The organism is Ochrobactrum sp. SFR4 (assembly GCF_019730395.1).
Classification (GTDB): Bacteria; Pseudomonadota; Alphaproteobacteria; order Rhizobiales; family Rhizobiaceae; genus Pseudochrobactrum.
In genome coordinates, this window is record NZ_JAAPBB010000001.1 from 102,001 (window position 1) to 119,115 (window position 17,115).

A 17,115-nucleotide genomic window follows, 5' to 3' on the forward strand; every position below is an offset into this window, starting at 1 on the left:
CCATCCGGTTTTCTCAGATAATGATGAAGTTCCGGTCACATCAAAGCGACCGGAATGATCTGCATGACCTCAGTTCGAAACAGGCAGGACTGTTGCGCTTTCCGGCTTCCAGCTGACCCAGATATCATCCCCGACGGAAGAGGTGATGTCTGCCGGATGGCTGAGCGCATTAAGAACCGTACCGCCGTCCACCTCAACAAAGACAGATGTATGATTGCCTTTAAATACCAGCTGACGGATGCGGCCTTTCAGACGGTTCTGACTTTCCGGTGCTGTTTGTGTGCAGCGGATCGCTTCAGGGCGCAGAGCAATGAAATAACCGTCCTGCGTTGAAACGCTCGCAGTGCCGCGCGGAGCCGTCAGAATATTGTCATTCCAGTTCAGCTTCAGCATGTCATTTTCAACACCGGAAACCTGACTGCGCAGCAGATTGGTTTCACCGATAAAGTTGGCGACAAAAACGCTCTTCGGCGCACGATAGAGTGTATGCGGATCACCCATCTGTTCAATGCGGCCTTTGTTCATCACAATAATCTGGTCAGACATTGTGAGTGCCTCTTCCTGATCATGTGTAACAAAGACAAAGGTCTTGCCGGTTTTTTCCTGAATGGATTTCAGCTCAATCTGCATCTGCTGGCGCAGTTTCGCATCGAGCGCCGAGAGCGGCTCATCCAGCAGCAACACCTGCGGATCCGGCGCAAGCGCACGCATCAGAGCCACACGCTGGCGCTGACCGCCGGAAAGTTCTGATGGCAGGCGATGTGCATAATCCTGCAACTGTACCAGCTCCAGCAACTCGGTCACCCGCTTGTGAATAAAGTGCTTGTCGCGGCCTTTAAGCTCCAGACCGAAAGCAATATTCTTAGCAACGGACATATGCGGAAATAGCGCATAATCCTGAAACACAATATTCACATCGCGCTTATTAGGCGGCAGCTTTGTCACGTCTTTGCCTGCGATAATGATGCGGCCGGATGTCGGTGTTTCAAACCCGCCGAGCATGCGCAAAGTGGTGGATTTACCGCAACCGGAAGGCCCGAGCAATGTGATGAACTTGCCTGCTTCAATGGTCAGGTTAAGCTCTTCCACCGCAACAAAAGAACCATAGCTTTTTGTTACATTCTCAAATTTAACGATCGGTTCCATTAGCGTGTCCTCGAACGGCGGGTTTTATATTCTGCATAGAGGCCGACGGCTGCGGTCACCAAAAGGACAAGCGTTGCCATGGCATTGATTTCAGGAGACATACCGCCTTGTACTTTGGCGAAAATCAGCATCGGAAGCGTCGGTTTGTAACCACCGAGAAAGAAGGTGCGCACAAAGTCATCAATCGACAGCAGCACGCAAAAGATCATACCGCCCATGATTGCAGGCCAGAGATAAGGCAGCGTCACCCGGAAGAAGGCCACAACACTGTCTGCACCGAGATCACGCGCCGCATCCACCAGATTGCCCGGCATTGTGCGCAGTCTTGTCAGCACCATCACCACCACAAAAGGCACGGCGTGCACTGTGTGCCCCAGAATAATGGCGGCTGTGCCGGTCGGCATATCAATCGACGAGATGAAAATGCGCATCGAAATCGCCGAGATCATCCCCGGCACGACAGCAGGCAGACAGGCAAGCGCAAAAATAATTGCCTGACCTTTAATCCCTTCCGCCACAATCAGCATGGCAATCCATGTGCCGATCGTGGTAGCCGCCAGCGTGGTCGCTGCAGCAATCAGAACAGAATAGATAACAGCTTCGAGAAACTGCTTGTCCTGCATGACCTTGACATACCAGTCAAAAGTCCATTCGCTGATCGGAAAGGCGATGAAACTGGCATCTTTAAAGCTCATCGCCATCATCAGCATCAGCGGCAGCATCAGATAGATGACAAAAGCCCAATAGGTTGCTGTCAGAGCCGTGCGCGGTGCATCATGAAACAGGTTACGCATCAGATCACCCTCCGTTTACGGCCGCCGACAAGGCGCATGAAAATTCCGGCTGCAGTTAAAGCAGTTACCAGCATGATGATGGCAAAAGCCGCACCTACCGGCCATTTATTACTTGCGCCGTGGAAGAAACCGCTGATGGTTTCAGGGAACATCACCGTACCGGGCCCGCCAAGCAGCATCGGCGTGGCGAAAACACCGACTGTCGTAAGAAAGACCAGTGAGCAGCCCGAAATAATGCCTTCCTTGGACAAAGGCAGGATAATTCTGCGGAAACGTGTCCACGGGCCTGCACCAAGATCAGCAGCGGCATCGAGATAGGAGGACGGGATTTTCTCAATTGCGGAATAAAGTGGCAGCAACATATACAGACAAACGAGATAGATCAGACCGAATGTCAGGGAGAACGGGCCGTAAAGCATCTGGATCGGCCGGTCGATCAGACCGATTTCCCGCAGCAAAACATTGAGCGCACCACGATTTGCCAGCAGCATAATGACCGAGAATGTGCGGATCAGCTCCCCTGCCCAGAACGGGACGAGCAGCAGCAACAGTGCTTTGGAGCGGCCTTCCGGACGCACAATTTTAGCAACATAATAGGCGACCGGATAAACCACGATCAGGGTTGCCGCAGTTGCAAAAAGTGAGAAAAAGAAACTGCGGATCAGGGGTGTGAAGTAAATCGACTCCTGAAAGAAGATCGCATAATTATCCAGCGTATATTGCGGCTCACTGCCCGCAGGCAGCGGATATTGCGACATCAGGCTGATTTTCAGCATCTGATAAATCGGCCCGACATGCAGAAAAATGAGCCAGAGCAGAGGAAAACCTGCCAGCAGGATCACGCGTCCGTAACGCGAATTGACCGCGGCTCCCAATGTTTTCTGATACAAGCCGGAATTCATGACTTTTGCTATCCGTGTCGAATAGCGCGGCATTTCCGCTTTTTGGCTTATACCAATATCGTCCCTGATAGAGGTGTCAGACATATAGCTTTCCTGTTCAGCCCTGCGACGCATGTCGTGCTGTTTCATCAGACAGTCATTTTACGGGAAGGATGTTTGCGCCGGATCGGGCGCAAACATTCATTCAGAACGCAGAACCGTCAGGCGGCCTTGACCTCAGCGGTCGCACGGTCAACCAGTTCGTTTTTCATATCGCGGTTGACGGAGCTGAAGAAAATAACCCGCTCAAGCTGGTTCTGCGGCAAGGTTGCTGCCATTTTCTCACGGTCATTCAAAAGATCAGCCACACCGTTGATGGTGGAACTGTAACCGGACTGACGGGTCATCGATGCACCGACTGCAGGATCTGCCAGAACTGCATTAAGCAGCTTATAGGCATTTTCCTGATTAGGTGCGTTATTGACGATGTTCAGCGTGTAAACGAAGCCGAATGTGCCTTCTTTCGGTGCAGAAAGCTGGATCGGATGACCTTCCATAATCAGCTTGGCAACCGGGCCAGACCAGGAATGCGCCAGATAAATATCTTCATTGATAAACATCTGCTGCACTTCGGAACCGGCATCGTAATATTTACGCACCATATCCTTGTGTTTAATCAGGAGATCGCGGGCATCATTGGTGGCCTTTTGTGCAAGCTCACGATTATCCGTATAGCTAACAAAATCACCGTCATAGCCAAGATACTGCATGGCCAGTGTCAGGAAGTCGCTGACGATATAAGAGGTCTGCCCCTTATATTCCGGATCAAACATGATCTCCAGACTGTCCGCTTCCTTAACGTAATCGGTATTGCGTGCAAGCCCCTCATAGCCGGCCAGAATTGGCAGACCCCAGAGCTTGTCCTCAACGCGTGCCCATTTGGCATCCTGATAGACAGAATTAAGGTTTTTCCAGTTACTGATTTTATCTGTATCAATTGCAGAAATCAGCTTGGACTGGATGAATTGGCTATAGCGGTGCCCTGCAACCGTCACGATGTCGGTTGACGGATTGGCACCTTCTGCAGTCAGCAGGTTGTATTGCTTGCCCTGATCGTCTGTCAGACGAACGCGCACTTCAATACCGGTATCCTTCTGGAACTTATCCAGAAAGTCCTGCGGCAGAAATTTGTCATAGGTTGTAACATTCAGAACGCCATTTTCGGCCCAAGCCGGACGCGGTCTGATGATATATGGTGACGACAGCACAGCCGTCCCTGCCGCAACCAGCTTCAACGCTGACCGGCGGTTAACCAGAAGAGTCTTCCTCATTATGTTCCCCTGAAGATATTTGTTTTTTATTATCAGGCGCAGATCAGGCTCACCCACAGGATCAACTGAAAATACTTCGCCGCTTCCCTTCGGCAGAAATATCGGATCCGGTGGAAAAATGTCCGCTAAAATGGATAATTCCGGTAAAGCAGAAATATGTCAAGGACTTTATTATCGAGGAATAATTTTTAGCATTTTAATCAATGACTATAAAAAACAGCATTTAAAATTAAAAAACAAACCAAAACAACATTTGATTTAATATTATGATTTTATTGGTGAATCTTACTTAAAACGCATTTTTAGCCACACATAGTTTACACGAAACAATGACAGTCCTGCTCTGCACGACCCAAACTGAAAAATCTTTTATAGCGGAATTCTTCCGCAATTTCCGCTTCTGCATAACTCAACAATAAGACCGGATAAATCTCGCATAGAGAATCTCCTGCCCTGCATGCGCCATTTCGACGCAAATTAAACCATCCCTACAAAAATCCATTGCATATACGCTGAGGTCACCGACTGCAGAGAAAACGAGTGCGGGCAGGCAACTTATTGAATTGCAAAATTTTTAACTCAACGCGCCTGAGAAACAAAAAAACCAGGGCTATAAAATTCAAACCCGTCCGGTGGTCAGGTGACACTCTCACAAAAGGGGTTGGGTTCCAAAGACCGATACTATATGAAACCCTTACAACTTTAGATCTAACTCAATTAGCCATTGCTTCAATTACTAATTGCGCCAGACCTTAATCACTTCGTATTAATTTATTCAGTTTATAAGTTCCTGTGTCACGGCATCGGAACAAAGGTTCACACGAATGCAACTCTTCTCCGCAAAGATCCTCGCGGGTCACCGTCATCGCATGCCTTTCAAATCCGCAACACTCGCTCTTACAGCCGTTCTGGCCGGTAGTCTGGCCATTGCCGGATGCAGCACTGGTTATAATGTCGCTGAGACACAGGCAACGTCTGTCACCAAAGTCGGTTATGGCCTGCCTGCAAAAACCACTGCCATCGCCAAAGCAGATGATATGAAAGCCCCGCGCACGCAACGCACGCCGCGTGTTGCTGCTACAAAATCAGCGTCTTCTTCAAAACCAGCCAAAATGGCTTCCGCAAATTATCTGGGACGTGCACCTTATATCTGCACACCAAGCGGTTTCGGCAGCAAAACACGCTGCTTTAACAGAAGCTGACGGCAAACAGGTTATCTGCCGCCAGCTTCATAGTCAGTTGGATGCCATAGCCGGCATCATGCGGTCCAGTTGTCTGCTCGCATAATCGCCCCGGCGGAATTTGGTGATTTCATCACCTTTTCTTGCCGGTGCGTGTCTGAAAATATACCAGTCACCGTCCGGCTCTTTTCGCTGATAAATCACGCCGTTCTTTTCGCGATGGCTGAAACAGGTTGTTGCCGGAAAACTGGTACCTTTTTCATACCATGTCACACGGAAACATAATTTTCCGGGATCGGTAATAAACCAGATCCCCTGACCGGCAGAAGCATTACTGCCTCTGCCGGACCATGCTTTGAATTGCCGTTTTGACACGGCAAAATAACCGGCTCCGTCTTTCCACATCCATGAATTATGGCTGTAAATCCGGTAGATTTCGGAACTGCTGAGCGGCTTAGCCGTGTCTGCGCCTGATGCCGCCTGAGCCGTAAAACCAGCAGAGACGCTCAAACCCAATCCGCCGGCTACCGCTGTTATAAGTGTCATTGTACGAAACACTGACATAATCGCCTCCCTCACGCTCAGACAGCGTGATTCAGTTGGTTGGTGCATTCACAACACGCCATTCAGGCTTTCCGAAACCGTCCGGCCATGGATAAACTTCACGGTCATTGAAATAAACCACGGTTTTCAGTTCAGGAAATTCCGGATGGGTCCTGGCAACATTCTCAGCCCAGTTCCGGATATATGAGGCATCACCGTCATAGCCCAGTTCGGCAACCCAGATCGGCTTGCCAAAGCCTTTTACACGGTCATAGCCCGGTGCCAGACGTTCCGAGAAAGTCTGATCCCCGCCCTTGGTTGCACGGTCGTATTTCTGGTAACCGAAGACGGAAAGACCAATAATATCAACATAGTCATCGCCGGGATAAAAGGCCTGAAGCCCCTCATTGCCTTTTGGTGACCACATATATTTGGCATTTGGCAGGCTTTCCCTGCACACACGCACCATACGCTGATACGCCTTTACATATTCATCAGGCTGCCAATGCGCCCAGGTAAACTGGTTGTCTGTTTCATCCATTTCCTGCGCCCAACGGATGATGACCGGACTTTTCAGTTTTGCGGCTTCCGTGCAGACTTTAGCCATATAGACATCCCGCTCCCCGTTCAGAATACTCTGCAAAAGTTGCGGTGAGGAAATACGCCAGTCCGGCGACCACGACCATGGCTCGACCGAAATCAGCAGCGTGCGGCCGCGTTTGAGCGCGTAATCATCAGCAAGCGTCAATGATCCCAGCTCGACATCTTCCCACGGCAGAAACAGATGTTCGATTTTTGAATTTTTATCATCCCCGAAGTCCCCGTGCGGATCATACGCACCGAAACCGACCGATGCCTGCGTAATCACCGGACGCTTCGTGGATGGCTGATCTTTGGTTGCTGACATCTCGTTAGGGATACCGAGCGGAGTGCTGCTTGCGGCGTAAGCAGTACCGGATAACATGGCCCCGACGAATGACAATGCAACGATTTTGGATATCTTACCCATTGCCTTTCTCCTGCCTTAATTTGCACCGTTCGGAGCCTGTGCAGAGAACGGTTGCTGTTTGGCATCTGCCTGTTGTGTGAGCGGCTGCAGCTTTGCCAGCTGTGCGCTCACAGTGTCCTCAGCAACAAGTTTTTTGAACTCATCACTGTCTGCGGCTTTGGCATGTTTAAAAACATACCAGCTGCCGGAAGGTTCTTTCTTCTGATAAATCGTGTCTTCATAAATGCGGTGGCGGAAGCAGCTTTTACCGGCTTCTTTGCCCTGCTTTGCCTGAATGCCATACCAGTCGGCTTTCAGGCACATCAGCCCTGTATCACTGAGTACCCAGCGCCCTTCAGCCCAGCGGGTATCATCCCCTGAACCTGACCAGCCGATAAAGGCACGGTCTTTATCCTGCATGCGGCCTGCGCCGTCCGGCCATTGCCAGGTTTTATCCCGGTAAAGCACATAGAGCTCTGCAGCGGTCATTGCTCTTGCCTGCGCGGGCACTTTGACCGGTTCTGCGGCACCGGCCGGTATTACGGGCACACCCAACATTGTCAGTGCGGCCAGCACAACACCAAACCGGTGTACGCCTGCACCATATTTCTGAATTCTGATCTTGTTGTTATCTCTGCTCATAGCCTGCTTCTCCCTGCTGTTCCGGCTTTTTCATCATTGCCGGTGTGAAGCCTGCCTCTTGCGCCCCGTCCCTGAAGGACAGGCTGTGTTTCCTTTGCTGCCTTGCCGGCAGAATGTGCTTCCTTGTGATATCGGGCAGGTTTACCAATCATCGTGATACGGAAGCCCGCTGCCTCTGCACTCTCCTGAGAAACAGCATTACGCAGATCAACAAGAACGGGTGCATTCATGCGTTTTCTTAAGCGGGTCAGATCCAGCCTGCGGATACAATCCCATTCTGTCACGATGACAACGGCATCCGCATTGCGTGCACATTCATAAGGATCATCAATCAAAGCCACATCATCCAGCATCTGCGCGGCATTCGGCATTCCCACCGGATCAAAAGCGCGTATCGTTGCCCCGAAACGCTGCAAAGTCTCGATCAGAGGAACGGACGGTGCTTCACGCATATCATCCGTATCCGGCTTGAATGTCAGGCCAAGAACCGCAATGGTCAGCCCGTCCACATCACCGCCGACAGCATCAAGCACCTTCAGCGCCATTTTACGCTTGCGTGCTTCATTCGCTGTCACGGTTTCCTCGACTACCCGCAGTGCAACGCCGTAATCCTGCGCGGTGCGCAACAGCGCCAGCGTATCTTTCGGGAAGCAGGAACCACCATAGCCGGGGCCTGCATTCAAAAAACTGGAGCCGATGCGCCGGTCAAGACCAATGCCCAGCGCCAGATCGCTGATATCACTGCCTGCCAGTTCACACAGGTCGGCCAGTTCATTCATGAAGGTAATCTTGGTCGCGAGAAATGCATTGGCAGCATATTTAATCAGCTCAGATGTGCGTCGTCTGGTTACGACAACCGGTACATCATGCGGCGCAAAGACATCGCGATAAAGCTGCATCAGCACAGTCTGTGCATGCATATCCTCAACACCGATCACCACGCGATCCGGCTTCAGAAAATCAGGAATGGCTGCGCCTTCGCGCAGGAATTCAGGATTGGAGGCAACCGAATAGCTGCCGCGGCGGCGCACCGAGCCGATAATCTTGTCAACTGCATCACCGGTGCCGACCGGCACAGTGGACTTAACCGCGACCACTGCACCTTCCGCCAGATGCGGTGCGATTTCCTTGGCAGCCATATAGACGAATGACAGGTCCGCATCGCCGTGTCCGGCGCGCGCCGGTGTACCGACAGCGATAAAGACAATATCCGCATCTTTGACCGCAGCGGCCATATCACAGGTGAAAGACAAACGTCCCGCCTGATGATATTTGCTAACCAGCCCGTCCAGTTCCGGTTCATAGATCGGCAGGATGCCCTGATTAAGTCCGGCTATTTTTGCAGCATTCTTGTCGACACAGATAACGTCATTGCCCCAATGTGCAAAACAGGTGCCGCTGACGAGGCCGACATATCCGGTTCCTATCATCGTGATTTTCATGATCTGCAACGCCCTGAGGCGCCTCCCTGTTATAATTTCCTAGAGCATTTCAGTTTTGATTAAATCCGATGAAATGCTCTATCTCTTTGTTTTTGCGCGTATCTTATCCGAAAACCTGTTCCCACTTTTCGGGATACGCTCTAATCTTCCGATATGTTTGTTGATGCGCCGGAGCGCCAATGCGGTCTGAATGTGGTTATGCGCAGCGACTGTCCGCCGACACCGGCACCGGCTGCCGAATAGCGTTCATCAAAAAGCCGGACATGTTTTGCGCCCCAGGCAAGCACTTCGAGGCTTTCACGCCCCCGTTCAAAGGTCGCAATTCCGGGCAGAAGGATGAGAGACAGAATGGTCGCCAACACTGCCGGACGGTAATAGCGCGTGGTCATGCGTACTTTATTTTCCACGCTGTGCCGCACCAGCACCACGATCAGCAGCACCGCATAGGTCACGCTGTTGAGAATGGCGAACAGATAGAAGCCACGGCTTTCGCCTGCATCCGGTACAAGAAACACCGCCGATACGGAACCGAGCGCAACAAAGGCATAAGGAACCAGAACCCTGAAAGGCAGCGGATCAACCTCGGATGTTCCCTTCGGGGTCACGCGGAAATCCACAAAAGATCCGGTCATCCAGTCGCGTAATGCCGCAACCGAGCCTGCCAGTGCCCAAGGCCAGCGGGCGAGCAGAAAGAGCGCGCTCTCCCAGCTCAGAATTTTACCATTTTGCGGCCGGAATGTTCCGGTTGCCCGCCAGCGATAGGCGAAAACCAGCAGGATCAGCGACAGCGGCACAAAATGCGTGAGAAAGTCAGGATAAGTGACGGCCACGAAATTCTCACCGCGAATAAGCGCAATAACCGGCATGGCAAAAAGTGTTGCTGTGAGCAGCGAAAACAGCGGATACCAGAGCTGCGAAAACAAAAACTGGAAACGCAGGCGCGGCGACAGACGCGGGATCAGATCCGGCGAATATTGCAGCAGGATCATTACAATGCTGCGTGCCCACTGAAATTCCTGTGTAATCAGATCGCCGAAAGTGCGGGGACCGTCGCCATGCGCAATCGCATCAATCGCATGAACTCCACGCCAGCCATAAGCGTTCATCATCAGCGTTGTGGAATGATCTTCAGCAAGTTCCGGCCCAAGACCACCAATTTCCTTGAGCGCTACAGTGCGCACCGCATAATGCGAGCCGATGCACATCGGCGCAAAACCACCGCTATAACCTGCCTGCAAGGAACCATGAACATTGGCTTCGGCATAGAGCCTGCCGCATGCCGACCAGCTTTCCGCAGCATTGCGGTCGCAAATACTGGGTGCGGAAACATAACCGACAGCCGGATCAGCGAATGGCCGCAACATCTGCCAGAGATAATCCGGTTCGGGCACATGATCGGCATCAAGCTGCGCAACAAAATCATAATGCGCATAGCCGTAATGATCGTAGAAAAACGCAAGATTGCCTTCTTTGCAGCGCGTACGGCGCGGCCATGTCTGCCGGTGATAATCATCGCGGCCTTTACGTGTCGATACGAAAACCCCGTGCGTGCGGCACCATGCCAGTGTTTCCGGTGACGGGTCTTCATCCGCAAGCCAGGTATCATGCGCCTGTGTCTGCGCAAGCATCGCCAGCAAAGTTTCAGCGACAATTGAAAATGGTTCCGACGGTGCCTTGGTCACAACCATGGCAATCCGGCTGTTCTCCGGTATGCGCAATGCACCGACGGGCTTAACCGCAAAATAAAACATGCCCAGAAAATAGGCTGGCAGTAATGTGAGCCAGGCCAGCACCAGCGTTGCAACAATACTGCCGAATACACTCACATGGTGTTCAGGCTGCAGCCACCAGACCCAGAAATAGATGAAAGCCGCCAGCCATATGGCAACACCGGCAATATATTCTGCCCGTCTGTAGCCCTGAAATACGGATGCCAGCAGCGGTTCACCATTCAGCGTGAAGGACTTTTGTCTGTTGATGGCAGGAAGTGTCATGATCTCGCCTCCAGTCCGAAGAAAGGAGCCGCAGTCCGGACGATTGTTTCCAGATCCGAATATTGCGGTTCAAAGCCGAGCATATGGCGTGCAAGAGCGGGATCGGCATAAAGAGCCGGCGGATCGCCTGCACGGCGCGGACGGATAATAACGGGAACCGGATGACCGGTTACCTTGTCGATCGTACTAAGGATTTCGCGGATAGATGAGCCGCGTCCTGTACCGAGATTGACAGCAAGATTGTCACCGCCACCGGCAAGATAGTCGTAAGCCAGAACATGCGCGCGGGCGAGATCGGTGACATGAATATAATCCCGCACACAGGTGCCGTCTTCGGTGTCATAATCATCTCCGAAAATCTCAAGCTGCGCGATTTTTCCGGCTGCTGCCAACAGCGCGCGCGGAATGAGATGGGTTTCCGGATCATGCCACTCTCCCAGTTCACCTTCCGGATCAGCGCCGCAGGCATTGAAATAGCGCAAAGCCACATAACGCAGCCCGAAGGCCGAGGCATAATCAGCCAGCATATGTTCAGCAATCAGCTTGGTTTGACCATAAGGGCTGACGGGGATCTGGGCGGCAGTTTCCGCAACCGGCAGATTTGCCGGCACACCATAAGTGGCGCAACTCGAAGAAAAGATAACCTTATCCAGCCCTGTCTCGCGACAGGCATCCAGTAAAGACAAAGTTCCGCAGACATTATTACGGTAATATTTTGCAGGATCTGTGACGGATTCCCCAACATAAGCAGACGCGGCAAAATGAATAACGGCAACCGGCATATAGCGCAGGATCGTTTCCGTCAGCAGCATCGTGTCCAGAATATCCGCCTGAACAAGAGGACCATAGCGCACGGAAGACCGGTGCCCCGTGGATAAATTGTCATAAACAACCGGCTCAATACCCCGGAATTTCAGAAGCTTGGCTGTATGGCTCCCGATATAACCGGCACCACCCGTAATCAGAATGCGCTTTGCTGTCATCTGGCCATCTCCCGTAATCTGTATCCGGAGAGGCTCAGACGACTGTCAAAATAGGTGATTGTCTTTTCCAGACCTTCGGTCAGTTGCACCTGCGGCTGCCAGCCCAGTTCACGCATTGCAAGCGAGATATCAGGACGGCGCTGACGCGGATCATCTACAGGCAGCGGATGGTGAACAATACGCGAGCGGGAGCCTGTCAGATCAATCACGATCTTCGCCAGTTCACCGATCATGAACTCACCGGGATTGCCCAGATTAACCGGTCCTGTCACAGATGCATCGGCCGCCATCAAACGGACAAAACCTTCGATCAGGTCATCCACATAGCAGAAGGAACGGGTCTGCGTGCCGTCACCGTAAATCGTAATGTCTTCGCCTTTCAGCGCCTGAACAATAAAATTGGAGACCACACGCCCGTCATCCGGCCGCATATGCGGACCGAAAGTATTGAAAATCCTGACGATTTTTATTTCGGTATCATAAGCTTTGTGGAAGTCGAAAAACAGGGTTTCCGCACAGCGCTTTCCCTCATCATAGCAGGAGCGCGGGCCGAACGGATTGACATTGCCCCAATAGGTTTCGACCTGCGGATGAATATGCGGGTCGCCATAAACCTCTGATGTTGATGCCTGAAAAATACGGGCATTATAGCGGGCAGCCAGTGTCAGCAGATTATACGCGCCTAGCACACTGGTCAGCGTTGTATGCACAGGGTCGGCCTGATAATGCGGCGGCGATGCGGGACAAGCGAGATTGTAGATCTCATCCGCTTCCAGATCGAATGGCTCAACAATATCATGGTCAATAACACTGAAAGTGTCATAGCCAAGCAGATGCATAATATTCTGCTTGCTACCGGTTGAAAAATTATCAACACAGATAACCCGATGGCCTGAACGAAGAAGACGCTCACAGAGATGCGAACCGAGAAAACCGGCTCCGCCTGTAACAATAATCTGCTTATGTAATATATCCGACTGAACAGTATAAAGCTCACGTACAGGTGTTCTGCCAGACTGATTACCAATGTGTTGATTAAGTTCACTCATCTTCAACTCCATCAAATTCATCTTTAAATCTGCATTGATGTAAAAAGAAATTTAATGAAATTACTTAAGTAAATTTACTAAAAATACTCAAAATATAAACGGAATTTTAACGAAATTACTTTCATATACTATATACTGCTCCGTCAAAGGATTGTCGTTATCGCTGCATCCTGAAAATTATCATTTCGTACATTTCTTATTTTATATGATAAGATATTGCCCGAAGATGATGTGCTGAGAGATTTCACGGGCTTTCACTGCGAAGAGATGCAGTGGACGGGAGGAAGCGGATGCATAAGCAGTCTGACACCCCGGAAGAAAACACTGACCGGCTGAGAGCTGAAATAACATGGCCGCAGGTTGAGCGCCGTCGCTTCCCCCGCACCGGTCAGGATGTCATTGAGCCGGTGATCATTCCCTCAACCGCGCCGCCTTTACCATCACTGCATTTCTCCACGCAGGATCTGCCCCCTAAAGAGCAATTCGAGGCATGGCGCGCCTATATGCGGCCGATTATTGATGTCCGTTTACCGGACAATGTTTTGCCTGAAGACGGATTTTTCGCGACCCATACTGTCTGGCATTTCGGGAAAATGCTGTTTGTCCGGCAACAGAGTGATGCCTATAGCTACGCCCGCACAGCTGCACAATTGCGCTACAGCCCTATTGATCACTGGTATCTGGGACTAAGACGCAGCGGGCAGGCATGGACGGAGGTTGACGGCAAGGTCATTAAAACCGGCTCGGGTCGTGTGGCCTTCCGCACACTCGGACACCCCTATCGCGGACGTTGCACCAGTTCTGAAATTGTCTTGCTTTATATGCCATATAGCCTGTTTTCCGGCGAGGCCGGTCTATTCAAGTCTGTCAATAATTCCATTCTGTCAGGTACACTTGCCGCGCTGCTGGCGAATTTTCTGGCTCAGGTTGAAACACATTTACCCTCGCTGACACTGGATGACCTGCCCGGCATCGTACAAACAATCAGGAATATGATTGTGAACGGCGTTGAGCCCTGCGTCCGCTCAGACCATAACCATCCAGGGCAAATCGGCTTCGGAACCATGGAGCGGGTGCATCACTACATTCATCACAATCTTCACGATCCGCAACTCACAGCAGAGAAAATCTGCCGGTCGGTCGGCATATCCCGCACGCGGCTTTATCAACTGTTCGAGTCTCATGGCGGCGTCCTGAATTATATCCGCAAACAACGTCTGCAAGCGGCCTATGAAACATTGCAGGATCCGGCCAATCAGGACAGAATTCTGGATATTGCCCAAACAGCCGGTTTTGATGTTGCCGCAAATTTTACCCGCGCATTCACCAATGAATTCGGCGTCAGCCCGAGCAAAGTACGCAAAAACCTATCCGCGCCACATCCGGAACCGACAGATTTTCCTGTACCGAACAGCAAGCAGGTCAGTTTTGAAAACTGGCTGCGCAATCTCGACCTGTAATATAAGCAATGGCAGAAATAATCCGACAACAACAGGCCGGTTGACTGGCAGATATACTGATTAATCTGGCTGCTTATTCTGTGTTTCTATGCATTACGCAGCGTTACCGGCCTGATCAAAATATAAAAACCGGACCATCCGCTTTACCCTGAACAGCATTATTCAGGAGACGGTTTTACAAAACATCCTCCCAAGATATTTTTAAAATCGCACGATCCTAAGCCCCAAGATCAGGCCGAATGGCGGAGAGGTTACGCAACGGATTGCAAATCCGTTCAGCTTGGTTCAAATCCAAGATCGGCCTCCATTTCTGATCAATGTCAAACATGATATTGATCAGAAATGGCTCTCTCCTTATGCCCAGAGAACGCAGATATGATTTCGATAAATACAGTTCTGACCGGTTCCGTCGCCCCGCTCGGGCCCCGCGAAGCCCCCAGTGCAATTGCCAAAATCCCGTCACAGGGCAAGAACTGGCTCGGCACCGAAGGCCTTACCAAGGATGCACAAGGCGATCGCAAACATCATGGCGGGCCGGAAAAGGCTATTCATCATTACGCCTATGAACATTATGCCGTCTGGAAGCAGGAAATCGGCGAGCGGGATGTCTTGCAACAGGCAGGCGCGTTCGGCGAAAATATTTCGACCACCGGCCTGACAGAAGAAAATATTGCAATCGGGGATATATTTCAGGCTGGCGACGCCATTATTCAGGTCAGTCAGGGGCGTCAGCCCTGCTGGAAGCTTAATTTCCGCTTTGATACCGGCGACATGTCTCTGCGCGTCCAGCGCAGCGGCCGAACCGGCTGGTATTATCGTGTTCTGCAGGAGGGCTTTGTTGAAGCCGGCGATACATTACGGCTGATTGAACGTCCCTCACCTGACTGGACCATCCGCAAGGCGTGGCATATTTTATATGTCGACACGCTAAATTTTGCAGAACTGGCTGTGATGGCTGATCTTGAACATCTTGCGCAGAGCTGGCGCGATTATGCTGTCAAACGTCTGGCCACACGGAAAACGGAGGACTGGTCACGCCGCCTGCAAGGCTGACCGGCGTCTGAAGCCTCTCTTCCGCTCTAATATGGAACAGGCAGTATCCTGCCTTTTATCAATTCAGGTCTGTGATGAGAAAAAGCACCGCACTTGCAATCGAAGTCTCTGCCCGCGAACGGGAACCGATTTTTCTGGCCTTAGCCCGCTCCATTATCGGCGAGATTGAACGTGGCCGCCTTAAACCCGGCGCGGCATTGCCCGGCACACGTTCGCTGGCGCAAACACTCAAACTCAACCGCAATACTGTTGATGCGGCCTATCACGAACTGACAATGCAGGGCTGGCTTTCAGCGGAACCTTCGCGCGGCACCTTTGTTTCCCATGACCTGCCGGACGTTTCCGGATCGGGAAAAACAGCACCGGCCGGAAAACAACCCTCTCCGGTGAACAGCAATCTGCCGCTTTTTACGCTCAAATTTTCTGACGGCGCACCGGATGCGCGACTGCTGCCGACCACCGCCTTTGCACAGGCTTTCCGCCGTGCACTGACAAGCACCAATTTCACCCATGGCGGCTCATACAGTGATCCGGCAGGCAATAAATCCCTGCGGGAAAATCTTTCAGCCTATCTGAATGTCGAGCGCGGTCTGGTGGCAACTGAGAAAGATATCCTCATTACCCGCGGCAGCCAGATGGCGCTGTTTCTGGCTGCAAAAGCAATCATTGAGCCCGGCACAAAAATTGCCGTCGAACAGCCAGGTTATCCTTTGGCATGGTCAGCATTTCGTGCAGCGGGCGCAGACATCTGCGGCATAGCGGTGGATGAAGGCGGCATTGATGTTGATGCTCTTGAAGCACTTGCCCGACAAGACCCGCAACTCAAAGCCGTTTACCTGACACCGCATCATCAATATCCGACAACAGTCACACTCGGCGCCGCAAGACGCCTGCGCCTGTTTGATATTGCACAGCGTTACGGACTGGTCATTATCGAAGATGATTATGACAATGAATATCGCTATGACGGCCGTCCCGTCCTGCCACTAACGGCGCGTTCCGGCAAGGAACTGCCGGTTATCTATCTCGGTTCCCTGTCCAAGGTTCTGGCTCCGGGCATTCGTATCGGCTATGCTGTTGCACCGGCGGATATTCTCAAGCGGATGATCCGGCACCGTGAGGCGATTGACCGGCAAGGCGACCTGCCGCTGGAACTTGCCCTGAGTGACCTTCTCGCTGACGGCACTATCAAGCGCCATGCCCGCAAAGCCCGCCGCATTTATCACGCAAGGCGCGATTTTCTCGCCGGACAATTGCAAAGCTTACTCGGCGAAGACGGCCGATTCTCACTTCCGGCCGGTGGTCTGGCCATCTGGTTCAGACTCAATCAGGGACTTTGCGCACAAACATGGTCTGAAAATGCTGCCCGTTCCGGCCTCTCCGTCTTGCCCGGTGCGCATTTTGAGCTGGATAAAAGCCGTGCCACACAGGCTTTCCGCATTGGCTTTGCCAATTCAAGTGAAGCCGAACTCGCACGGATGGTTCAGATATTGGCGCGGTCAAAAGCCTGAAATAACAAAGCCTTCAGTTCCCCTCCTGTTGAATCTGTTTCAGCCGCTGCTCTCACCAGAACAGCGGCTGAATTTCATTCTGCATCGTAGAAATTTATTTCTGTGACACGTCAATGA

15 protein-coding genes and 1 tRNA gene are annotated in these 17,115 nt (G+C 51.7%); 5 read left to right on the forward strand and 11 right to left on the reverse strand.

What is annotated here, in order from left to right; all coding sequences use genetic code 11:
* Positions 1-69: 69 nt before the first annotated feature.
* The 4 genes from HBA93_RS00395 to HBA93_RS00410 form a co-directional block, all read right to left on the reverse strand.
* On the reverse strand, positions 70-1,146 hold the full coding sequence (locus tag HBA93_RS00395; RefSeq protein ID WP_122092322.1) for an ABC transporter ATP-binding protein: 1,077 nt from the start codon (positions 1,144-1,146) through the stop codon (positions 70-72).
* On the reverse strand, positions 1,146-1,940 hold the full coding sequence (locus HBA93_RS00400) for an ABC transporter permease (RefSeq protein ID WP_022709486.1): 795 nt from the start codon (positions 1,938-1,940) through the stop codon (positions 1,146-1,148). Before HBA93_RS00400 ends, HBA93_RS00395 begins: the two co-directional genes overlap by 1 nt.
* Positions 1,940-2,926, reverse strand: coding sequence for an ABC transporter permease (locus HBA93_RS00405; protein ID WP_286201679.1), 987 nt, complete (start codon positions 2,924-2,926; stop codon positions 1,940-1,942). Before HBA93_RS00405 ends, HBA93_RS00400 begins: the two co-directional genes overlap by 1 nt.
* Before the next feature lie 116 nt (positions 2,927-3,042).
* The gene (locus HBA93_RS00410; RefSeq protein WP_022709484.1) at positions 3,043-4,152 is read right to left on the reverse strand and encodes an extracellular solute-binding protein; all 1,110 of its coding nucleotides are present in this window, start codon (positions 4,150-4,152) and stop codon (positions 3,043-3,045) included.
* A gap of 824 nt (positions 4,153-4,976) precedes the next feature.
* Between HBA93_RS00410 and HBA93_RS00415 the strand changes: the two genes are divergently transcribed.
* Positions 4,977-5,354 (forward strand): hypothetical protein, encoded by a 378-nt coding sequence (locus tag HBA93_RS00415; protein ID WP_221722203.1) that lies wholly within the window; start codon positions 4,977-4,979, stop codon positions 5,352-5,354.
* A gap of 33 nt (positions 5,355-5,387) precedes the next feature.
* Here HBA93_RS00415 and HBA93_RS00420 read toward each other — a convergent pair whose 3' ends face one another.
* The 7 genes from HBA93_RS00420 to HBA93_RS00450 all read right to left on the reverse strand — a co-directional run bounded on the left by HBA93_RS00420 (position 5,388) and on the right by HBA93_RS00450 (position 12,896).
* Positions 5,388-5,897, reverse strand: coding sequence for a DUF995 domain-containing protein (locus HBA93_RS00420; RefSeq protein ID WP_221721953.1), 510 nt, complete (start codon positions 5,895-5,897; stop codon positions 5,388-5,390).
* Between the two features lie 31 nt (positions 5,898-5,928).
* Positions 5,929-6,885, reverse strand: a complete 957-nt coding sequence (locus tag HBA93_RS00425; RefSeq protein WP_221721954.1) for a glycoside hydrolase family 26 protein — start codon at positions 6,883-6,885, stop codon at positions 5,929-5,931.
* Between the two features lie 15 nt (positions 6,886-6,900).
* Positions 6,901-7,506: a DUF995 domain-containing protein gene (locus tag HBA93_RS00430; protein ID WP_286201680.1), complete on the reverse strand. Its 606-nt coding sequence runs from the start codon at positions 7,504-7,506 to the stop codon at positions 6,901-6,903.
* Entirely contained in the window at positions 7,503-8,948 is a 1,446-nt protein-coding gene (locus tag HBA93_RS00435; protein ID WP_221721955.1) for a UDP-glucose dehydrogenase family protein, read from the reverse strand. Before HBA93_RS00435 ends, HBA93_RS00430 begins: the two co-directional genes overlap by 4 nt.
* A gap of 140 nt (positions 8,949-9,088) precedes the next feature.
* Positions 9,089-10,942: a glycosyltransferase family 2 protein gene (locus HBA93_RS00440; RefSeq protein WP_221721956.1), complete on the reverse strand. Its 1,854-nt coding sequence runs from the start codon at positions 10,940-10,942 to the stop codon at positions 9,089-9,091.
* Positions 10,939-11,925: a UDP-glucose 4-epimerase GalE gene (galE, locus tag HBA93_RS00445; protein ID WP_122007643.1), complete on the reverse strand. Its 987-nt coding sequence runs from the start codon at positions 11,923-11,925 to the stop codon at positions 10,939-10,941. The genes HBA93_RS00440 and galE overlap by 4 nt, the downstream gene beginning before the upstream one ends.
* Entirely contained in the window at positions 11,922-12,896 is a 975-nt protein-coding gene (locus HBA93_RS00450) for a UDP-glucuronic acid decarboxylase family protein (RefSeq protein ID WP_502910007.1), read from the reverse strand. The genes galE and HBA93_RS00450 overlap by 4 nt, the downstream gene beginning before the upstream one ends.
* A gap of 368 nt (positions 12,897-13,264) precedes the next feature.
* On the opposite strand from HBA93_RS00450, the gene HBA93_RS00455 reads away from it, so the two are divergent.
* The 4 genes from HBA93_RS00455 to pdxR all read left to right on the forward strand — a co-directional run bounded on the left by HBA93_RS00455 (position 13,265) and on the right by pdxR (position 16,998).
* On the forward strand, positions 13,265-14,434 hold the full coding sequence (locus tag HBA93_RS00455; protein WP_221721958.1) for a helix-turn-helix transcriptional regulator: 1,170 nt from the start codon (positions 13,265-13,267) through the stop codon (positions 14,432-14,434).
* 233 nt (positions 14,435-14,667) lie between these two features.
* Positions 14,668-14,741, forward strand: a tRNA-Cys gene (locus HBA93_RS00460).
* Positions 14,742-14,809: 68 nt separating this feature from the next.
* A complete protein-coding gene (locus HBA93_RS00465) occupies positions 14,810-15,487 on the forward strand; it encodes an MOSC domain-containing protein (protein WP_121993924.1) in 678 nt (225 codons plus the stop codon).
* 74 nt (positions 15,488-15,561) lie between these two features.
* Positions 15,562-16,998, forward strand: coding sequence for a MocR-like pyridoxine biosynthesis transcription factor PdxR (pdxR, locus tag HBA93_RS00470; RefSeq protein WP_221721959.1), 1,437 nt, complete (start codon positions 15,562-15,564; stop codon positions 16,996-16,998).
* The last annotated feature ends 117 nt before the right edge of the window (positions 16,999-17,115 follow it).